Source organism: Nocardia sp. CC227C (assembly GCF_030767025.1).
Lineage (GTDB): Bacteria > Actinomycetota > Actinomycetes > Mycobacteriales > Mycobacteriaceae > Nocardia.
In genome coordinates this window covers 199638-217670 of sequence record NZ_JASITE010000001.1, presented here as the reverse complement: position 1 = coordinate 217670, position 18033 = coordinate 199638, and the positions used below count along the sequence as shown (strand labels likewise).

General features: G+C 64.9%; 12 protein-coding genes. 5 read left to right on the top strand and 7 right to left on the bottom strand.

All coding sequences use genetic code 11. From position 1 onward, the window contains the following. Nucleotides 1-10: 10 nt before the first annotated feature. Nucleotides 11-4045 carry an Eco57I restriction-modification methylase domain-containing protein gene (locus QMO76_RS00965; protein ID WP_306359203.1) on the bottom strand — a complete coding sequence of 1345 codons (4035 nt, stop codon included), beginning with the start codon at nt 4043-4045 and terminating at the stop codon, nt 11-13. Continuing rightward, on the bottom strand, nt 4042-7242 hold the full coding sequence (drmD, locus tag QMO76_RS00960; protein ID WP_306359202.1) for a DISARM system SNF2-like helicase DrmD: 3201 nt from the start codon (nt 7240-7242) through the stop codon (nt 4042-4044). The genes QMO76_RS00965 and drmD overlap by 4 nt, the downstream gene beginning before the upstream one ends. Nucleotides 7243-7428: 186 nt before the next feature. On the opposite strand from drmD, the gene QMO76_RS00955 reads away from it, so the two are divergent. Together QMO76_RS00955 and QMO76_RS00950 are read left to right on the top strand one after the other, a co-directional pair. Further along, nucleotides 7429-8508, top strand: a complete 1080-nt coding sequence (locus QMO76_RS00955; protein WP_306359201.1) for an XRE family transcriptional regulator — start codon at nt 7429-7431, stop codon at nt 8506-8508. Nucleotides 8509-8520: 12 nt separating this feature from the next. After that, nucleotides 8521-10749: a 3'-5' exonuclease gene (locus tag QMO76_RS00950; protein ID WP_306359200.1), complete on the top strand. Its 2229-nt coding sequence runs from the start codon at nt 8521-8523 to the stop codon at nt 10747-10749. A gap of 56 nt (nt 10750-10805) precedes the next feature. On the opposite strand, the gene QMO76_RS00945 is transcribed toward QMO76_RS00950, so the two are convergent. Beyond that, nucleotides 10806-13631: a DUF262 domain-containing protein gene (locus QMO76_RS00945; RefSeq protein WP_306359199.1), complete on the bottom strand. Its 2826-nt coding sequence runs from the start codon at nt 13629-13631 to the stop codon at nt 10806-10808. Between the two features lie 266 nt (nt 13632-13897). Here QMO76_RS00945 and QMO76_RS00940 point away from each other — a divergent pair, with 266 nt between their 5' ends. Further along, complete coding sequence (locus tag QMO76_RS00940) at nt 13898-14227, top strand: hypothetical protein (protein WP_306359198.1); 330 nt, start codon at nt 13898-13900, stop codon at nt 14225-14227. Nucleotides 14228-14414: 187 nt separating this feature from the next. Here the strand turns inward: QMO76_RS00940 and QMO76_RS00935 are convergent, their stop codons facing one another. Together QMO76_RS00935 and QMO76_RS00930 are read right to left on the bottom strand one after the other, a co-directional pair. Further along, nucleotides 14415-14624: a DUF397 domain-containing protein gene (locus QMO76_RS00935; RefSeq protein WP_306359197.1), complete on the bottom strand. Its 210-nt coding sequence runs from the start codon at nt 14622-14624 to the stop codon at nt 14415-14417. After that, a complete protein-coding gene (locus QMO76_RS00930; protein ID WP_306359196.1) occupies nt 14621-15511 on the bottom strand; it encodes a helix-turn-helix transcriptional regulator in 891 nt (296 codons plus the stop codon). Before QMO76_RS00930 ends, QMO76_RS00935 begins: the two co-directional genes overlap by 4 nt. A gap of 552 nt (nt 15512-16063) precedes the next feature. Between QMO76_RS00930 and QMO76_RS00925 the strand changes: the two genes are divergently transcribed. Then, a complete protein-coding gene (locus tag QMO76_RS00925) occupies nt 16064-16237 on the top strand; it encodes a hypothetical protein (protein ID WP_306359195.1) in 174 nt (57 codons plus the stop codon). 106 nt (nt 16238-16343) lie between these two features. Here QMO76_RS00925 and QMO76_RS00920 read toward each other — a convergent pair whose 3' ends face one another. Next, a complete protein-coding gene (locus QMO76_RS00920) occupies nt 16344-16553 on the bottom strand; it encodes a hypothetical protein (RefSeq protein ID WP_306359194.1) in 210 nt (69 codons plus the stop codon). A gap of 262 nt (nt 16554-16815) precedes the next feature. Between QMO76_RS00920 and QMO76_RS00915 the strand changes: the two genes are divergently transcribed. Then, nucleotides 16816-17388 carry a DUF6461 domain-containing protein gene (locus tag QMO76_RS00915; RefSeq protein ID WP_306359193.1) on the top strand — a complete coding sequence of 191 codons (573 nt, stop codon included), beginning with the start codon at nt 16816-16818 and terminating at the stop codon, nt 17386-17388. Between the two features lie 22 nt (nt 17389-17410). Here QMO76_RS00915 and QMO76_RS00910 read toward each other — a convergent pair whose 3' ends face one another. Further along, nucleotides 17411-17920 (bottom strand): hypothetical protein, encoded by a 510-nt coding sequence (locus QMO76_RS00910; RefSeq protein ID WP_306359192.1) that lies wholly within the window; start codon nt 17918-17920, stop codon nt 17411-17413. Between the last annotated feature and the right edge of the window lie 113 nt (nt 17921-18033).

Here is an 18033-nt window from a genome sequence, read left to right as displayed (position 1 = left end):
GTGGAACCGTTCACTCGTCCTCCTCCGCGTCGGCGTCAGCAATCAGGGCGTCGCCTTGAATGGCGGCACGGCGATGGTTCTCCTCAAGCAGGCGATCCAGGATTTCTGCGCGAGCTGCCGGACTGACCGTCCAACGTTGCATTTGGCGATAGGAGTGAAACCCGTGATCTAGAGAAACGTCATCCCAACCATAGGCGGCCATTGCGACATGATCGAGCTCCTCGTGAAGGCGCCGCAACAACCTAACGTCGGGGTCTGCTGCGCCCGAAGCCTCCGGGTCGTTCACAAGATTGTATAGCTTGGTCAACCCGAGTTCTCTGCGCTGCATTATCTCGCTGCGTACTACATGCAGGTTATGACCAGCCGACATCAACTGCCCACTGGGTCGGGGGCGGGGAAATGTCTCGAACACATCAGAGGGCGTATACCGAATGTCAGTGCGCATTGTAGATCCATAGGTAATAGCCCAAAGCTGATGTAAGCACGAGGAAAGAATCGCAAGATCAGCGTAGGACTCTACAGCGAATACACCGAGCGAATTACCGAAGACCTGACCATTCGACACACGCATCGGCATCACCGTACTGCTCGTCAAAGCTATACATAGCACCGTCTCAAGATTGGAAATAGCCTCTCGCATCAGTGGGCGAGGCCGCTCAAATACCCACCAGGGAGTTCTACTCAACGCCCCCCTATTGGTCACCCTCACTGGTTTCACTCGTTCCACAACACGACAAAAGGCCTGCGGATAATTTCGTATATCTTCCTCAGCAAGACCATAGAAGTCGATGACCCACCGTGTTGCGGACGCAGTGGGTTGAGAATTCAGATCCGCACCGCCCAGAAAAGGGAATAGCACCTCTTTCAGGGAATTATCGCTAGCAATCCAAGACTGAGCGGTAGACGCATCGACAACGAACCCCGCCCCGTTAGGCTTACATCCTTCGAAACAAATCCTTCGGTTTTCAGTCAACCTAGACGGGATACCGCCAACCCTTCCAACCGACTCAAGCAGCGTCGATATTTTACGAACCGGAACCCCATCTGCGACAATCGGAGCACTGGGATCAACGTCTCTCCAGGTTCCCCAAACGGCGGCGTATTCAATACTAGCACTCGATGAAGGCCACTTCCTGCTCTGAATTGACCTCGTAATAGTAAGACCAGATTCGACCAATGTTTCCAATCCGACTTCACGTGTTCGCAGTTGCGCAATCGTATTGGTTGCAATAAGGCCAATAATGCCTATTCCCCTAACGATTTCATGCGCGCGAACGAAAAAGTAGGCGACGAAGTCAGCGTTGCCTCGCTTACCGCCGGCCACTGCGTTCACGATAAAGTCACGAATATTGGTTCCCATCACCCCGGATATTTCGGATCCCGCGATAAAAGGAGGGTTTCCTATTACAGCATCAAACCCGCCGCGTTCCATTACATCCGGCACCTCGAGTACCCAGTGCAGCGGCGTCCAGCACGCATAGTCGGTCAGCACAGTGGGCGTAAGCCCCGCACCGATGACGCGATCGAGCATCCCAGTATCGGGGTCGCGCCCATCCTGTGGAAACGCATATTCTACAGCGACTCTCAGATTCTCATACGCCTCGTTGAGTGCCTTCCCTGGCTTCCCCCCGTGCATTAGTCCCGCCGCGACAACCCCATCGGCGATCGCCCGCAGCCGCGCCGTCAACTCCTGGTAGTGCCGCCACTGCCGCCGCTTGGTCGTCACCGACCGTTGCGGGTCGCTGTTGTCGACCTCGGAGGCGAGGTTGCGGCGCAGGATGGATGCCCGGTGCAGGATGTCGTCGATCTCGGCTCCGGACTGGTTGAACAGGTCGTCCTGCGCCGCCGTGTTCGGGTAGATGTGCAGGCTCTTGAGCTGGCGCACGTCGGTGAGGCCGAGCAGCGAATTGCCGTGCAGCACTTTGTCGTCCACGAAGGAGAACGGCAGTTTGGGGTCGAGGGAGACCAGCCAGAGCGACAGCTTGCACATCTCGACGGCCATGGGGTTGATGTCCGCGCCGTAGAGGCAGTGGGCGACCACCTCGCGGATGGCGTGCAGGTGCAGGTCGTGGGCGGGGCCGGTCACACCGTAGAACTCGCGGCGGGATTCAACCAGTCGGGCGGCCAGGAAGCGCGCGGCGGCGACGAGGAATGCGCCGGAGCCGCAGGCGATGTCGGCGACCTTGAGTTCGAGGATGAGTTCGGGCGCGATGAGCCGCCAGGAGTCGCGGTCGGCGGTCTGGTGCGGGCCTGGCGAGTAGACGAGCGGTTCGAGGGCGTGTTTGACGACTTCCTCGGCTAGGGAGCGCGGGGTGTAGTGCGCGCCCGCCGATGACCGCGAGGGCGTTTCGACGACGATCACTCCGCCCTCGGCCACCACGAATGGCCGGTTGCGCAGATCGCGGCGGATGATGCCGATGAAGGGGCGCAGGCGCTCGCGGAGCGCTTCGTCGCTCGTGGCGTTGCGGACCGCGTTCTCGGCGTCCTCGATCTCGCCGGTGGTGCGGATCGCCTTGGCGAGCGCGGTTTTGGTGGGCAGCTTGGCGGCGGGCTGACTGTCCTTGGCCCAAGCGACGATTTCCTCGGCGAGTGTGGCGGGGTCCGGATTGGCGGCGGCGAGGGCTTCCAGCTCCCGCAGGGTGATTTCCGGCTCGACGCCCTTGGGCCCGATGAGGCCGACGGTGACTTCTTCCACGGGCGCGCACGAGTAGCCGAGCAGGCCCTCGTAGATGTAGCCGATCTGCTCGACGTCGACGTCGCGGAAGGAGATGCGGCGGGCGTCCTGGCCCTTCGGAGCGGCGATCTGGACCGCGCGCAGCACCTCGAGCATGACGCGGTCGCTGACGCGCACCGCGAGGGTGCCGGCTTCGGTGCGGGCGGTGAGGAATTCGAAGCGGTCCGGGTCGAACAGGGACCCGCCGTAGGACGGGATGCGGATGTCCTCGAAGGACGCGCCCCGATACAGGGCCTCCGAGGTGGCGAGCAGGCGGTGCCAGGTGAGGTAGGTGCTGTCGAGGACCTCGGTGCTCTCCTCCCGCGCTCGCTGGTCGAGGACGTCGAGACGGTCGGTGATGCCGTACCCGGCGGTGAACAGGCCGCTCTGCGGCAGCAGGTTGCGTTCCTCGGCGAACAGCAGGAACACCACCCGCATCATGACGGTGACGGCGGCCTCGTACACCTGCGAGCGCTGGGCGGGCAAGGGGTCCGGTTCGCCGCGAGTGCCGGCTTCCAGGGAGGCTTCCGACAGCGCCTGCACCAGCAGTTCGACCGCCTGCTTGACCTGGGTGCCGAGCGCCTCGGTGATCTCCTCGGCGGCAGCGACGGACTCGCCGAACAGTTCGGTGAGCCGGTTCTCCGCCTTGCCGCCGACCAGGTACTTGCGGTTGAGGATCTCGACGAAGGCGTTGCGGGTGAACGGTTCCTCGATCCAGGTCTGCGCGTCCACCACACCGGAGGCGACCATGGTGTCCTTGCGGGCGGACACCACCGCCCACCAACGGCCGTCGGTGACCACGCCGATGCCGACACCGGCGGAACGCAACAGTTCTTCCATGCGGTCGATGGGGCTGGCCGCCCAGCCGTCGTCGAGCGGATCTCGCAGCGAGTCGACGGGATCGACTAGCAGCACCAGTGCGCCGGTGAGTTCACGGTGCACCAGTGCGCCGGTGGCGCGTACGGTGACAACGCCGTTCGGGGACTTCACCTCCGCGACTGAGGTGGTGTACATCGGTCCCCAGCCGATCACCTCGCGCAGGATGGTATCGACCCATTTATTACGAGCGACCAGGTAGCGATCACCCGTCTCAGCATCCTCGCGGTGGGAATCCCATTCCTCCCAAGCCTTTTCGAATGCAGGCTTGGCGTCCCGCAGGGTCTCGAGGGCGTCCGCGTTCATCGGCGGCATACCGGTCGGCCACACCCGCTTCAGCACGGGGATCGACAGGAACGGTCCCTCGGTGTCGACCAGCTCCAGCCACGCCCGGTGCATGTCGGTGACCGACCGGGTGGCGGCGCGGGCGCGAGACTTCCTGGTGGCTGTGGTCATCGGGTCAGAGCTCCGGGCTGGGCGTCGGCGGGGGTCAGGGCGAAGACCACGGCGGCGGCGGATACGTGCGGTTTGATGTCGGCGTACCGCTCACCGATGGAGTCGATTTCGCGCTGTTCCTCGTCGTCGAGGTTGTCGAGTCGGTCTTGCATGGCGTTGATGTCGTTGCGCAACTGGCGGCGCATGTCCTCGGTGAACAGCTGCATCTCCAGCTCGGCCCGCTGCTCGGTGAGCTTCTTCAGCGAATCGCGCAGGTTGAGGCGGAACGCGGCGTAGATCTCGTGCACGCGAGCGACATCGGAGTCATGGCGGGAGCGCAGCAGGTCCTTGACCCGTTCCTGACGAGTCTCGGCGCGCCGCGTCATGGCGTTCAAGAGCCGGGTGTGCAGTCGGGAACCCGCTTCGTTCCAGCGCTCGGTCAGCACCGCGCGCACGTCTTCGCTCGCGAGGGTGAGATTCTCGTTGTCGAGTGTGCGGTCGAGGAGTTCTTCGACCTTGGCCTCCGCCATATCGTTGCCTCGGATGCGAATGCCGGTGAGGAACACCTCCTCGTGCAGGCGCACCCCGCCGCGCCCGACCAGCACCAGCCGCGACACGGCCGCCACACACGACTGCGGCAGATCGTCCACCACCACGGCGGTCACCCGGTTCACCGGAGACTGGAATCCGAACAGCGCGCTGCGCAGCAGGCGCGCCGAACGCTGGATGAGCGCGTGCCCGAGATGGATGTGCACCAGGTCGTCCCGGCCACGAGCCGCTTCGTCGTCGAAGGTGATCGGCCGCCACACCCCGGGCTCCAGCCGGGTGTCCAGGCCACGCAGCGCGGGCTGCCAGGCCGGACTCAAGGCGGGAACCCGGAAGACGGCGGCGTCGGTGTCCTGGTCGCCGTATTCGATGAGCGCGGGCTGGGCGTTCAGTTCCAGCGCGGTGTCGACGACGCGGCGCATATTCGCCGGGGTCAGATGCATGCGCGTCTTGTTGACGGCGTGATCGCGCGCGAGCTCGGTCAGTTCGCGACTCAGTTCCCGTTGTCCGGCAAGCGTTTTGGTGATGACCGCATTGCCGTCCTCGGGCGTCTCCTTCTTCTTGCCGCCGCGGCGCTTGGCCACGGTCGGGCTGAAATGTTCCTGGATCTCCTCGTCGATCACCTGATTCGCCGAGCCGAGGTCACGGTGCACATTGCCGACCTTCTCGGCGATGCGGCGCATGAAGTCCTGGTCCGCGGCGAACGTGCTGGAGGTGCGCTCGGGCACGAAGTGGAAGATCTGGGGTGTCTCGGTCTGCCCGTAGCGGTCGATGCGGCCGATGCGCTGCTCGAGCCGTGATGGGTTGAACGGGATGTCGAAGTTCACCAGGCGGTGGCAGTGCGTCTGTAGGTCGATGCCTTCGCCTGCCGAGTCGGTGGCGAGCAGGACGCGTACCGGTTCCTTGCTCGGGTCGGCGGTGAAGCGGGCTCGAATGAGTTCCCGCTCCTCGGTATCGGTGGAACCCTGGATCACCTCGAGCCGGTCCCGGTATCCGCGCTGATTCAGCACGTCCTCGATCCATGCCAGGGTCGCGGCGTACTCGGTGAAGACGACCACGCGCTCATTGGTCCAGTTCTTGCCGTCCGGGCGGCAGACGCTGTCGAGGAAGTCGAGCAGGGCCTGCAGACGCGAATCCGGCTTGTACTCATGCCGACGGCCCCATTCGACCAGGGCCTTGATCTCCGCCCCGGTTGCGGCGGACAGCGGATCGGAGCCCTTGCTGCGTCGCAACGTGGTGAACTCCGGCTGCTCGGGCGCGCCCTCCTCCTCGTCGGACTGGCCGCTGCCCAGCACCTCCTGGTAGTACTCGGCGTCGTCTTCGTCCATATTTGGCAGGCGACCGGTCACCTGTGACTGTTCGTACAGCTCCATGGTGAGCGCGAAGGCCCAGGGGCTCGACAGGAAGCGCTTCTTCAACAGCATGGCGACGATGTCGCCGGAGCGTGCCCGGTTGTTCTTGCGGGCGCTCTCCCGCAGGATGCGGTCCAGGAGCGTGAACTTCTCCTGTTCCTCCTCGCTCGGCGTGAACACGATCTTCTTCAGCTCACGAGCCTTGAAGCCCTTGTCCTTGATGTCGGTCTTGAGTCGGCGCACGGCGACGTCCTTGAGCGCCTGTTCGTCGAGGTTCGCACCGCGGGTGAAGCGGCGGCCGTCGATCATCTCCAGCAGCGCCGTGAAGGACTCCGGGTAGCCGTTGTGCGGCGTCGCCGACAGGAACAGCCGATGCTCACACCGCTGCGCCAGTGCTCGGGTGGCGAGGGTGCGCTGACTGTCCACCGCGTAGCCGCGCTTGCCGCCGATCGCCGCAGGCCCGGCGGGCGCGACATGATGCGCCTCGTCGACCACCAGTGCGTCGAACGCGTACCGGCGGGCGGAGTTCGCATCCCCCGCATCGGCGTACACCTCACGCAGGAGACGCTGCGCGCGCAGTGTCGGCAGCCACGACATGCTGACGATGACCCGGGGGAACAATCGGAACGGGTTGGCGTTGAGCCCGTGCGTGCGTCGCACCCGCGCCAGCAACTCGCGGTTGACGATCACGAAATCCAGGCCGAACTTCTCCCGCATCTCGTCCTGCCATTTCAGGGCCAGGCTCGGCGGACACACCACGACCACCGACCGGGCGCGGTGGCGCAGCAGGAGTTCCTGAATGACCAGTCCGGCTTCGATGGTCTTGCCGAGACCGACATCATCTGCCAGCAGCAGGTTGGTCCGCGGTGACCGCAGCGCGCGGCGCAGCGGTTCCAGCTGGAATGCTTCGACATTCGCGCCGCTGCGGAACGGTGACTGATAGGAGTCGTCGTCGGCCGAAGTGACCGCACCCCAGCGGACAGCGTCCACGAACGCCGCGAGACGGTTCGGGTCGTCGAAGCCGACGGTGGAGATCGTCTCCGGCAACCCCTGATCCGGTGCGACCGTATGGCCGACCTCGAGCTCCCAGACGACGGCGAGTTCTTCCCCCAGGCGATCCTCGTCGAGCGATTGCAGCGAGACGACGTGCGTCAGGCCGGGCTCCCCCTCGTCGGCCGGGCTGCGCGGCAGCCCCTGCACCGCCACGTCGGCCACGGCCCAGGTCGAACCGCGAACGGTGACGACCTGACCCGGTGACGGCACCTCCGGGTGCGCCCGCCGCGGCGCAGCGCCCGATTCCCACTCCCTTGTGATCGTCATAGCGATCCCCGCACCCCTCTCAATCTAGGCCGTCTACCTCGATTCGAAGCGGCGGCATGCCAATCCTCGCGAAGGTTTGCGATTTTCGCAATCGCACATAGATTCGATCCAGGCGCCTCGTGGTAGCGCATCAGAGCAACGCGGTCGACCGTTGCGATATTCGCAAGCCCTGCTACGTTACGTCATGTGTCCGACACCGCCCACCGCGTTCGCGCATTGATCCAGGCTTCCGGCCTGAGCCAGCGCGATTTCGCGAACCGGGTGGGACTCGACGACTCGAAACTGTCGAAATCGCTCACCGGCGTGCGCCGCTTCTCCTCCGACGACCTGACCCGCATCGCGCAGCTGTGCGAGGTGACGGTCGACTGGCTCGTCACCGGCATCGAGCAGCCGGTCACCATGGCGGCCCGCACGACCGGCGGCAGCGCCGAGCATGCGATCAGAACAGCTCAGCGATACATCGGCATCCGCGGCGAGATCGCCGCTCTCGGCTATCCGCAACCATGGCAACCGATCTCGGTCGACACCACCGGCACCTACCGAGAGCAGGGCACCAGGTTGGCCGCAGCGGCGACGGCACGACTGTCGGCGGCGGGACGGTCGATCGTCGAACCGAACCTCGCCGGATTGGTCGAGACGTGCTTCGGGGCCGATGTCACGGCCATCGACCTCGGTACCGGCTTCGATGGCCTCGCCACGTCCGCCGCCCACGCCAAACTGATCGTGCTCGCGACCGGCACGGTGCCCGCCCGACAGCGGTTCACGCTGGCGCACGAACTCGGTCACCTGCTCGCTGGCGATGACCAGGACATGCACATCGACACCGACATCTACGCTCGCACGCGATCCCCCAGCGAAATGCGCGCCAACGCTTTCGCTTCGGCATTCCTCATGCCCGAAGATCTGCTGCGTGAAACATGCACGACGAGCCTGACTCCGGAAGGGTTCGCGAACCTTTCCTATGAACTCCAAGTCACCCCCTCGGCGTTGGCATTCCGGCTACTCGGACTCAGATTGATCGATGCTGGCACCTGTGACCGTTACAAGACGATCACCGCGGCCAAGGCAGCCGGAATGATAGGCCGTAGTAGCGAATTCGCACATCGTGTCACCGAAGCCCGACGGCTGCGCCCGCCCGGACTACTGGTGCGAGATTCCTACGCCGCCTACGAATCCGGCGCCGCTACGCTACGTCCCTACGCCGATCTTCTCGAAGCGGATGTCGACGAGTTGCGGCAAGCTCTGGAGTTGGAACGCGATGCCTGAAGGGGGCCTGGGATGCCGTACGTTGTGATGGGAACCCACAACAAGTCGATGCCGAGGCTCGACGGGTCGCTCAAGAGCAAGGTGTTCGATTTCCTGCAGAAGATCCAAACCAACGACACCACACCGGGATTGCATATCGAACCGATCAGGAACTCGGTCGATCCCCGAGTCCGAACCGGGCGGGTCGACCTACAGTTCCGCGCAGTGCTGTTCCGGGTGGACAGTTCAGCCGGGGAGAGGTACTACGTCTATCTGGGCACTTGGCCGCACGACGAGGCGATAGCCATGGCGGCCAAGTCGACGCTGCGGGTCAACCCCGTGAACAATGTGCTGGAAGCCATTCTCGGGGAACCGGATGGGAAGCCCGATCGCCGCCGGGCTTCCGTTGTGCACGACCACACCGGGCAGATCGGCAAGATCATCCGAAATGACGCAGTCCCTTACCTCGCCGAGGTCGGCTTCACGTTGGCGGACCTCACCGATCGGTTGGGGCTGCCGACCGACCTCGCCGAACGCGCGCTCGCGGCGGCCGACGACTACGTACTCAACGAAATCGCGGCCGACGTCGGCGGCTGGCAGGGCAGTGCGCTACTCGAACTGGCCTGCGGCACCGGCATCGACGACATTCGGGACAAACTCGGATTCACCGCGAAGCCACTCGACCTCACCCTCGGCGAGGATGACCGGATCGTCGACGCGCTCGACAGCGCGGCGTCGCGGATGCAGTTCACGCTCATCGACAGCAATGAGGAGCTGCGCCGCGTACTCGAGGGCGGCGATTTCGCGGCCTGGCGCACCTTCCTGCATCCCGAGCAGCGCACCTACGTCGAACGGGATTTCGGTGGCCCGTTCCGGCTGTCCGGCGGAGCGGGGACCGGCAAGACAGTCGTGACGATCCATCGAGCGAGAATGCTGGCCGCACGCGACCCGAATGCGCGCATCATTCTGACCACATACAACAAGACCCTCGCCCTCGGGCTCGAGGCGGACCTGCGAGCGCTCGATCCCGACGTGCGGATCGCGCGGCGGCTGGGCGAGCCCGGCGTGTATGTGGCGGGCATCGACAAGCTCGCCGGGGCCGTGCTGCACATCGCCACCGATCTGGGCGCGGCTCTCCGCACGGTACTCGGCCCGGGCGACTTCGCTGTAACGGGGCAGCGCACGCACACGGATCAGGTGTGGCGAGCGGTCGCCAAGTCGGTGAAGAGCGGTCTGGAGCCGCGTCTGGCCAATCCTGGTTTTCTCGAGAACGAGTATGTCTCCGTCATCCTCGCCAATCAGGTGACGAATGCCGAGCAGTACGCGAAGGTCGCGCGTGCCGGCCGCGGTGTCCGGCTCAGCCGGTCCCAGCGGCTGTCGGTATGGACGCTGGTGGAAGCGTTCCGCAAGACGAGCCGCCGGGACGGGAGCCTCAGCTTTCCCGAGGTCCTGGCGGTGGCGGCCGAGTACCTGCGGCAGCGCGCCGGCTCGGACCATCCGTTTCTCGCCGACCATGTTCTCGTGGACGAGGCCCAGGATCTGCATGCCACGCATTGGGCGCTACTGCGGGCCCTGGTCGCCGAAGGCCCCAATGACCTGTTCATAGCGGAGGATTCGCATCAGCGAATCTACGGGCAACCCGTGGTGCTGTCCCGGTTCGGAATCAAGATCGTCGGCCGATCCCGCAGGCTGACGCTGAACTATCGGACCACGGCGCAGAATCTGCACTTCGCGGTGAACGTCCTCACCGGCGGTGAGTACCACGACCTCGAGCAGGGCGAGGAATCCACCCATGGCTACCGATCCGCCCGGCTGGGACCGAATCCCCAGCTGGTCGAGTGCGAAACGCCCACCGAGGAGTTCGATCGCGTCACCGACCTGGTGTGGACGTGGCTCGACGAGGGCGCCGAGCCGAACACCGTCGCCGTGCTGACTCGGAGCCAGCACGATCGCGACCGGTTCGTCGCGGCCCTCCTCGAGCGCGACATCGCCGCGCAAGCACTCGACCGCGCTCCGGCACGGCCCGGTGCCGTACAGGTGCTCACCATGCATCGGTCCAAGGGCATGGAATTCTCACGCGTCATTCTCGCCGGAGTCAGCGAACGGCACATGCCCGCGGCCGATATCCTGCGCGGCGTTCCCGAGGAGGAGCGCGACGAGGCGCTGCTCCGGGAGCGTTCACTGCTGTACGTCGCCGCCAGCCGGGCGCGCGATGAATTGGTGGTCACCTGGAACGGGAAGAAGTCCGAACTGCTGAACTGAGGTGAGGGTGCCGCATGCCGCGGCACCGAATGCTCGGGTGACGCTCGGCCGCGCGACTACCGCGTCAGCAGGCTCACCACATGTTCGGGTACCGCGCCCTCCACACCGACGACCTGATACCCCTCAGCGGCCAGCCCTGCGTCACGGTCGGCGTCCGCACCCTCGACCAGCACCACCCGGTGTTCCGGCCACACCGCCTCCACCGGCCAATGATGCACTCCCAGTTCGATTCCGAATTCGGGTGCGCCGATTCCGCGCTGCTCAACAGCGGTCAGCAGCGCGACCACCGCTGGCGACAGCAGATCCGGATTCGCGTTCCACGGACCCGGTGCGACGGAGGCACCGGGCAGGACGCCGAGCGCGACATCACGGAACCAGAGCAGCGCAGCGCACAATAGCTTGTGCTCGGTCGGCTCGATGATCGCCGTCAGTGCGATACCGGGGCGCAGAGTCAGTTTGCCCTCCGGGATGTCGACGCCGGGCAGATCATTGAGGCGAATCCGGAACTCGTGCCGTAATTCGGTGTCGGTGAACGGTTCTCGCCCCGCGAGGTGCTGGAACACCACTTCGAGCTTCCCCGGACCGCCACTGCCGGGATAGATGACCACCGGCCAGATCGGTTCGGCGGATTCCCTTTCCAACATGAGGAAGCAGCTGGTGGACTTGGCCCCGGAACCGAAATCGAGGTGGCCGCCGACGGATTCCCAGAACTCGAGGAGGGAATGCACGGAGTCCACGACCGCCGCCGGATTGTTGTCCTGGAGTTGCGATTCGAACCGATCACGACGCTCGCCCGCGACCGCGGTCGTGACCTTCGGCAACGCAGCACCCTCCGAGTCGGTCATACCGAGCAGATCAGCGAGATCACGGGTGGACAGACGCTGGCTCGCCGCGGCCACGTCCGCGGCGCTCACGCTGATGCCGTCGGCCCGCAGCGCCGCCACGATGTCGCCCGGGTCCAGCCCCTCCGACCAACGCGACCCCGCTGCGACCCTACCGGTGTGATCGAGCACGCGGTGCGCGTTGGGGACCGCACGCGTCAGCTGCTGGCCGACCTCGACCGGGCTGGAGCCGAGCAGTGCCGCGAGGTCGGCGAGGGACGTCCACGTGCCCGTCGGCAACACGGTCAATGCGCGATGCAGCACACTCCAGTCACGGGCGACCTCGGCTCGGCCGGTGGGCGCGATCGGCCCGGGCCACAGCTTGATCGCCTGGTCGGCGAGTTCGGCGGCGCGCGCGGCAATCTCCCTCGCACCCCACCGTGAGGTCGCGGCGATCCGGCGATTCATCTCCAGGTGGCTGCCCGCCAGCAGGTCCTGCTTGCGCTGGAACGGATGATTCGACAGCCGCGAATTCTCGGCGGTGAGCGTCAGGTTGCCCAGCGTGTGCACGAGGCGCTCATGCAGCTCCTGCGCGGTTTCACCGGTGTCGGTGTCGGCCGCCAACATCTCGAGCCACTCGTCCCCGGGCTGCTGGGGCAGCACGTGTTCGATGGTCAGTTTCGAATTCGTGAAGTCCACCGGTTCCGGATGCTCATAGCTTTCCTCGAGGCGTTGCAGCACCAACCGTCGCTGCTCCCACTTTCCCTGCCAGAAGAAGGGTTTGGTGGCGATGGCCTCCCGCAGCTCGGCATCGGTCGACCAGTAGCGGCGGGGACCCGACAGCGCGTGTCGCAATCCGTCGACCACCGACATGCCTTCGGGGAGCTGCCCCGGCAGTTCTTGGAAGATGCGGTTCAACCCCTGCGTCGGGCGCTGGCAGATCATACGGCGGATCAGGAAGGACTCGATGTAGGACAGCGCACGCGCCAGCTCGGCCGAGGAGATCTCCCCGGTTTCGCGTTTGTCCAGCAACATCATCAATACGGGATGCGTGGTCGCGGCCTGCCACTGGTCGATGCGGCGCAGCGAGCGACGCACCTCGAGGTCCGGCTCGCGCTCCGGCTCGGCAATGCGCCGGAACTGCTGTGCTCGGCGATGCAGCTCCCGCACATACGCTTCGATATCCGCTTCGGACTCCCCGTCGCGAATGAAGCGCCGCTGCTGTGCCGAATACATGTCTTGGCGGCGCACCCGCACGCCGCCGTCGAGCACCAGTTGCAGCCACATCAAGTGCTCCAACTGCTCATTGGTCAGGCTGCGCTGCAACGGAAGCCAATAGGTCTGGTAGACGTACTCACCGCGGGTCGGCAACCGCATGAACAGGTAGTTGCGCAGCAGGTCGGCCTGCGACAGCTTCAGTCCAGTGTTGTTGAGCGACTCGAAGATTCGATGAACATTGTCATCCCGGTCGGCAACCACCTGAACCAGGGTCAGGCGCGTGGTGATCGCCTTCTCGATATGCGATACATCTCGCGGCTCCGCCGGATCCTCCGCGGCGGCGACGAGCGCCTGCCGGAAGAATCGGTACGCCGATCCGACTCGTTCCCCGCCACTGCCGCCATGGGTGTTGCGAATATGCTCGCCGTAGGCTCCACGGTCGGCCTGAGTCGGCAGCAACCGGAAGTATCCGTCCCCATCCTGAAACTTGTTGATCAGGTACTGCTCGTCGATTCGTTCCCGCTGTCGCGCATCGGTGGCCGCGACGTGGTCGCGAATCGCGGCCAGCGCCAGGCTCAATGTCGTCAACCGCTGTTGGCCGTCCACCACCAGCCAGCGCGCGAAGCTCGCATCGTTCAGCGGTGACGGCGCGAGCACCACCGACCCGCAGAAATGCGTCGTGCTGCGATCCCCCTCGGCCAAGAGGTCGGCCTGCTCACAGATGTCGTTCCACAGCTGCGCCAGCTGCTTGTCCGTCCACGAATACGTGCGCTGGTACAGCGGGATCTGAAACTGCTTCTCCCCCTGGACCAGTGCAGCGAATGTTGTCTCCGACGCCTTCATTCGCCCTTGTCCTCACCCTGATGTCGTTGTGCGGTGACAGTACCGGACGCGGTGATCCGGCCGGAGCCGGACGTGCGAACGGAATCGCCGACGGGGCCGTCGGCCGCCCCGAACCCTGCATCAAGACACGAGCGGAAGTCAAATCTGAAAATTATGATTGACATTGTTTTCACAGTCCGCCTAGTGTTGGGCGGCACCAGCGGACACCGACTCGGTTCTCGGCACCGCGTTTCCCGATCAGATTGCATCACAGAAAGATTCGGCACATGATGCGCAGCACTCTCACCCTCGTCACCGCGGCAGCGGCGGCCGTACTGATCACCGCCGGCACCGCACACGCCACCCCGCGCACATGGCTCAATGAGGGCACCCAGGTCGTCGGCGAGGACGTGCTTGCCGGTCTCTACAGCACTACCGGGCCGGGCCCCGACGACTACGGATATTGCTTCATCGAGTGGCTCCCGTACAAGGGCGCCACCTCGTCCGAACTCATCGACATCCAGGCATACGAAGGCCCGTCCTACGTGCGGCTCGACGAAGGCGATGTCATCACCGTCGACGGCTGCGACTGGATTCACGAGTCCTACACCCCCTGACCCGAGACCCCCTTGTCCCCGCACCCGATCGGGCGCATCATCCGGTGGTGCGATACTGCCGCGCGGCGGATGTCGCGACCGCCGCGTGTCTCCCCCTGTCCTTCATCACGTGAACGCCCAGGTCTGGCGTGTCAAGACCAAGATTGCCGTGCTGGGCGACGACTGGACAGGGTGCCTTCGCGATCTCTCACCCGGGCATATCGAACTCGCCCGACCGGACGGCCGCGGTGAAGTCGTCCCACTCGGGACCGCCGAATACCAGCACCGCACCGGCTATGTCCTTGCTGTCGCGCACCCCGACCGCACCCCCCGGAAGGTGCGCGGCCTCGACACAGTCGCCCTGCGGCTGGCTGTGGCTGCTCTTGAACCACCGCACTGCGGATGGGGTCTCACTCACGCCGAGTACTCCTTCGCGAAATCTAGAACCATGTGTCTGGTATCTCCCTCATCCAACGCCACCGCAGCGATGTCCGCCACCGCCGTCCGGTACTTCTCGATCATCTCGTCGTCCTCGAAGAACAGCGCGCCGGTGAAGACTTCGACGAAGGCGACCGGCGGCTCCTGTAATCCGCTGTGCCGCAGTGCGGGGAACTCGAACAGGGTGAACTGTCCGACCACCAGGCCGATGTAGCCGTCGGCGGCACGCGGTACCACCCGGATGGTCACGTTCGGCGACTGCCCGATATCGGCCAGGTGCCTGAGCTGTTCGGCCATCACCGCCGGACCGCCTACCCGGTGCCGCAGTACCGCTTCGGACAGAAACACATTCATCTCGAACTCATGGTCTTCCAGGAGACGCATCCGCCTCCGAATGCCGAGTTCGATCTCCCGCTCTACGTCGAGGGCGGAACGCCCCGGCTCCTTCACCAGGATCATCGACCTGCGGTAGCCGGGAGTCTGGAGCAGGCCGGGCAGCAGCGTCATCTGAAAAGTGGTCAACCGGGTACAGGCTTCTTCCAGATTCATGTAGTGGTCGAAATGGCTGCTCGTCACATCCTTGTACGCGCGCCACCACCCACCCCGCGGGTCGCCCTTGGCTGCCTTCACCTCATCGAACAGCGTCAGCACCTGATCAGCCGTTTCCTGTTCTGCCCCATAACATCTCAGCAGTTCCTTCACCTGCACTCCGCTGACCTTGACGGGTATCCCGTCCTCCATTCTGCCGATGACCTGTGGGGAAACATCAATGATCAATCCTGCGGCCAACTGCGTCTTCCCGGCCTGTATCCGCAGATCGTGCAGTATCCGGCCCAACGCTCTCCGGGGGATGGTGGAACCCGCCATATCGTTAGCCTCGCTATCCGGGTCACTCCGTTCTGGCGGCACCGTGCTGGCTGCCCAACGAGATACGGATCAACTTCGATGCGGAGCTTCCAGAATAGCCCGGGCGGGTGTCTACTCGAGGGTGTTCAGAAACCGGAAACCGCAGGCCCGGAGGCAAATCCGGCTGGCCTCAGCGGCCGATCCAGCGGGCTTGCTCAGCCATGGACCACCCCCCAACGACACCGAAAGCGGAGTTCGATCATGACGTCCGACCCACTTCCCACCTGGGTGACAATCGACGCGCACGTAGTCGAGTTGTCCGAGACCCGTGGAATCGTCTTGTCCCGCAGCAGGATCAATTCCATTACCGACACGACTATCGAACTTCGTTGCGGTACACGGTACCTGCTGCGAACCATGCAACCCGCCGACCGCCCCGAAGAAGTGGTCTTCAGCCGTCCGAACTCCTTCATCCCGGGAATCAGGACCCGCCTGGCCTCCCCAGACCACCCCGAAGCGCGGCACTGACCACGGCGGCGGTCCATCACCCGAACCACCGAAAGGCCGAACCCCATGGAATACGTCTCCCCCAGGGCACTGGCCCTGGCCGGATGCGACTACGACGGCGCGATGAACCATCTCGACGCGGCCGAGGCGTGCGCGCTGCACCGCGCATGCCATCCCGACGAATGCCGCACCCTGCGCGCGGCGCAGCGCATGCTCGGTGCACCCATCGAACCTCGATAACGGGCCGCCGCGACCGGTGAGCACCACTCCCAATCCCGAATCCGAAAGAGGGACACCATGATCGCATACTGGCTGCCTTTCCTGATCGGTGCGACCATCGGCGGCGTCATGACTTGGCTCGTCCCACGCTCACGGCCCGCTTCTCGCCCCATCCGGCCGTGGACCGGACCGTCGCCGCGATAGCCGCCCGCCTGGAGCGCGCTTGGGCCAAGAGCTTGCCGTTGGGGGAGTTCGGATCAGTGGGGACACCCTCGAGCGTGGCATTGATGTACTTGATCCGGGCGTCCGCTGCGGCATCGACGGCGAGTTGTGCCATAGAGGGTCCGGTCGGTGCGCCGTTGAGCACCTGAGTTGCGAAGCGGTGCTTCGGTGCCCGACGGGCCGCGGAGATCAGACTACTTGAAGATCCCACACGGGTGGTCGACCGCCACTCGCGGCCACACTCGAGGTCCCCGGGCGTAACGTCGACATCGATTGCCAGCGATTAACCCACCGGGCGTCGAACCCGACGGCCCGGCAATCCACGCCGCGTTGTCGCAGCGCGTTGCTCGGATGCAGATGAACGGTGAGGAGACCGCATGGCTGACTCGTGGGATCAGCAGGATTTCGAATGGGTCGAGATCGAGGATCGGTTCCCGTTGGGCATGTGCCTGACGCTGGTGTCGTCCACCGAAGTCTCTGCCATCCTCGATGGGTTCCACACGGTGCGGCCGCGAGGTGCCCGCATGCCTGCGGACGCGGACTTCGACGAGTGGATGTCGTCGATGTTCTCCGATGCCACGGCGGGAATGCGGTTCGCCGGGCAAAACGGTGAATGGACGTGGGTGCTCGAAGAAGTCGGCATCGCAGGCGGTACACCACCTTTGCCGCAACGTCTTTCGGGCACTTACGGCCGGGCGGTCAGTGTGCTGTGGACGGTGAATCTGGATTCGCGATTCGTCTACGCGAGGCACGGGGATGTGCTGCGCGACTTCGAGTTGGGGCGGGAGGCCGAACCCGGCGGCGAGGGGCTGGAAGGCTACCTCGATGAGGAGGACGGGCTCGATTGGGAGCAGTGGATGTCGGCTGGCCTGTGTCTACAGGCCAGGGTCACTGGTGTCGTCGCGCTGCCGAACGGAGCCGTCGACGCTCTGATCACCGAGACCGCCTGAGCAAGCTGGGCGTTCCGCTCGCTCACGAACAACTGTCGAGTGCCGCGTCGCGGGCCGCGCGGTAGCGGTCGTCGGCGGCGATGAATACCTCGGGCGAGGTCGAGCCGACGGCCAGCTTGTTCAGTTCGGAGGCGAAGTCTTTTGCGGCACTGGCGTATTCCGACATGGCCGCGTTGAGGACGGCGGGAATCGAGGGGTTGTCGCGCAAGGCGTCGGTGACCGTGGTGGCGGCGGAGGATAGGGCGGCGCCAGCGTCGCGGGCCTTGGTTCGGGCTGCTGCACGGTCCTGCTGGGCCTCCAGCTCACGGCTCAAGGAGCTGAGCTTGAGTTTGACATCGACCGCTGAGGTGAAGAAGCCCGCGCAGACGGCGGCTTTGGCCGAGCGGACCTGGGCGGAGGTGGCCGCGGCGGCGGAGCTGGACACGGAGGAGACGTAGGCGGCGCGGTCGGTTTCATTGGCTACTGCCTCGCCGTGGATAGTGCGGGCGCAACCTGCCGCGATCAGGCCGACCGCTACGGCGGTCAAGGCCAAGCCCTGCCCGAGTGTACGCGCGTTCATCAACACTCCCCCTCGTCGTCCGCAAGTCGAACAACCCTACGGCAGCAGAGAGCACGCCGAACCAACCTGTGAGCAGTGTCGCGTCA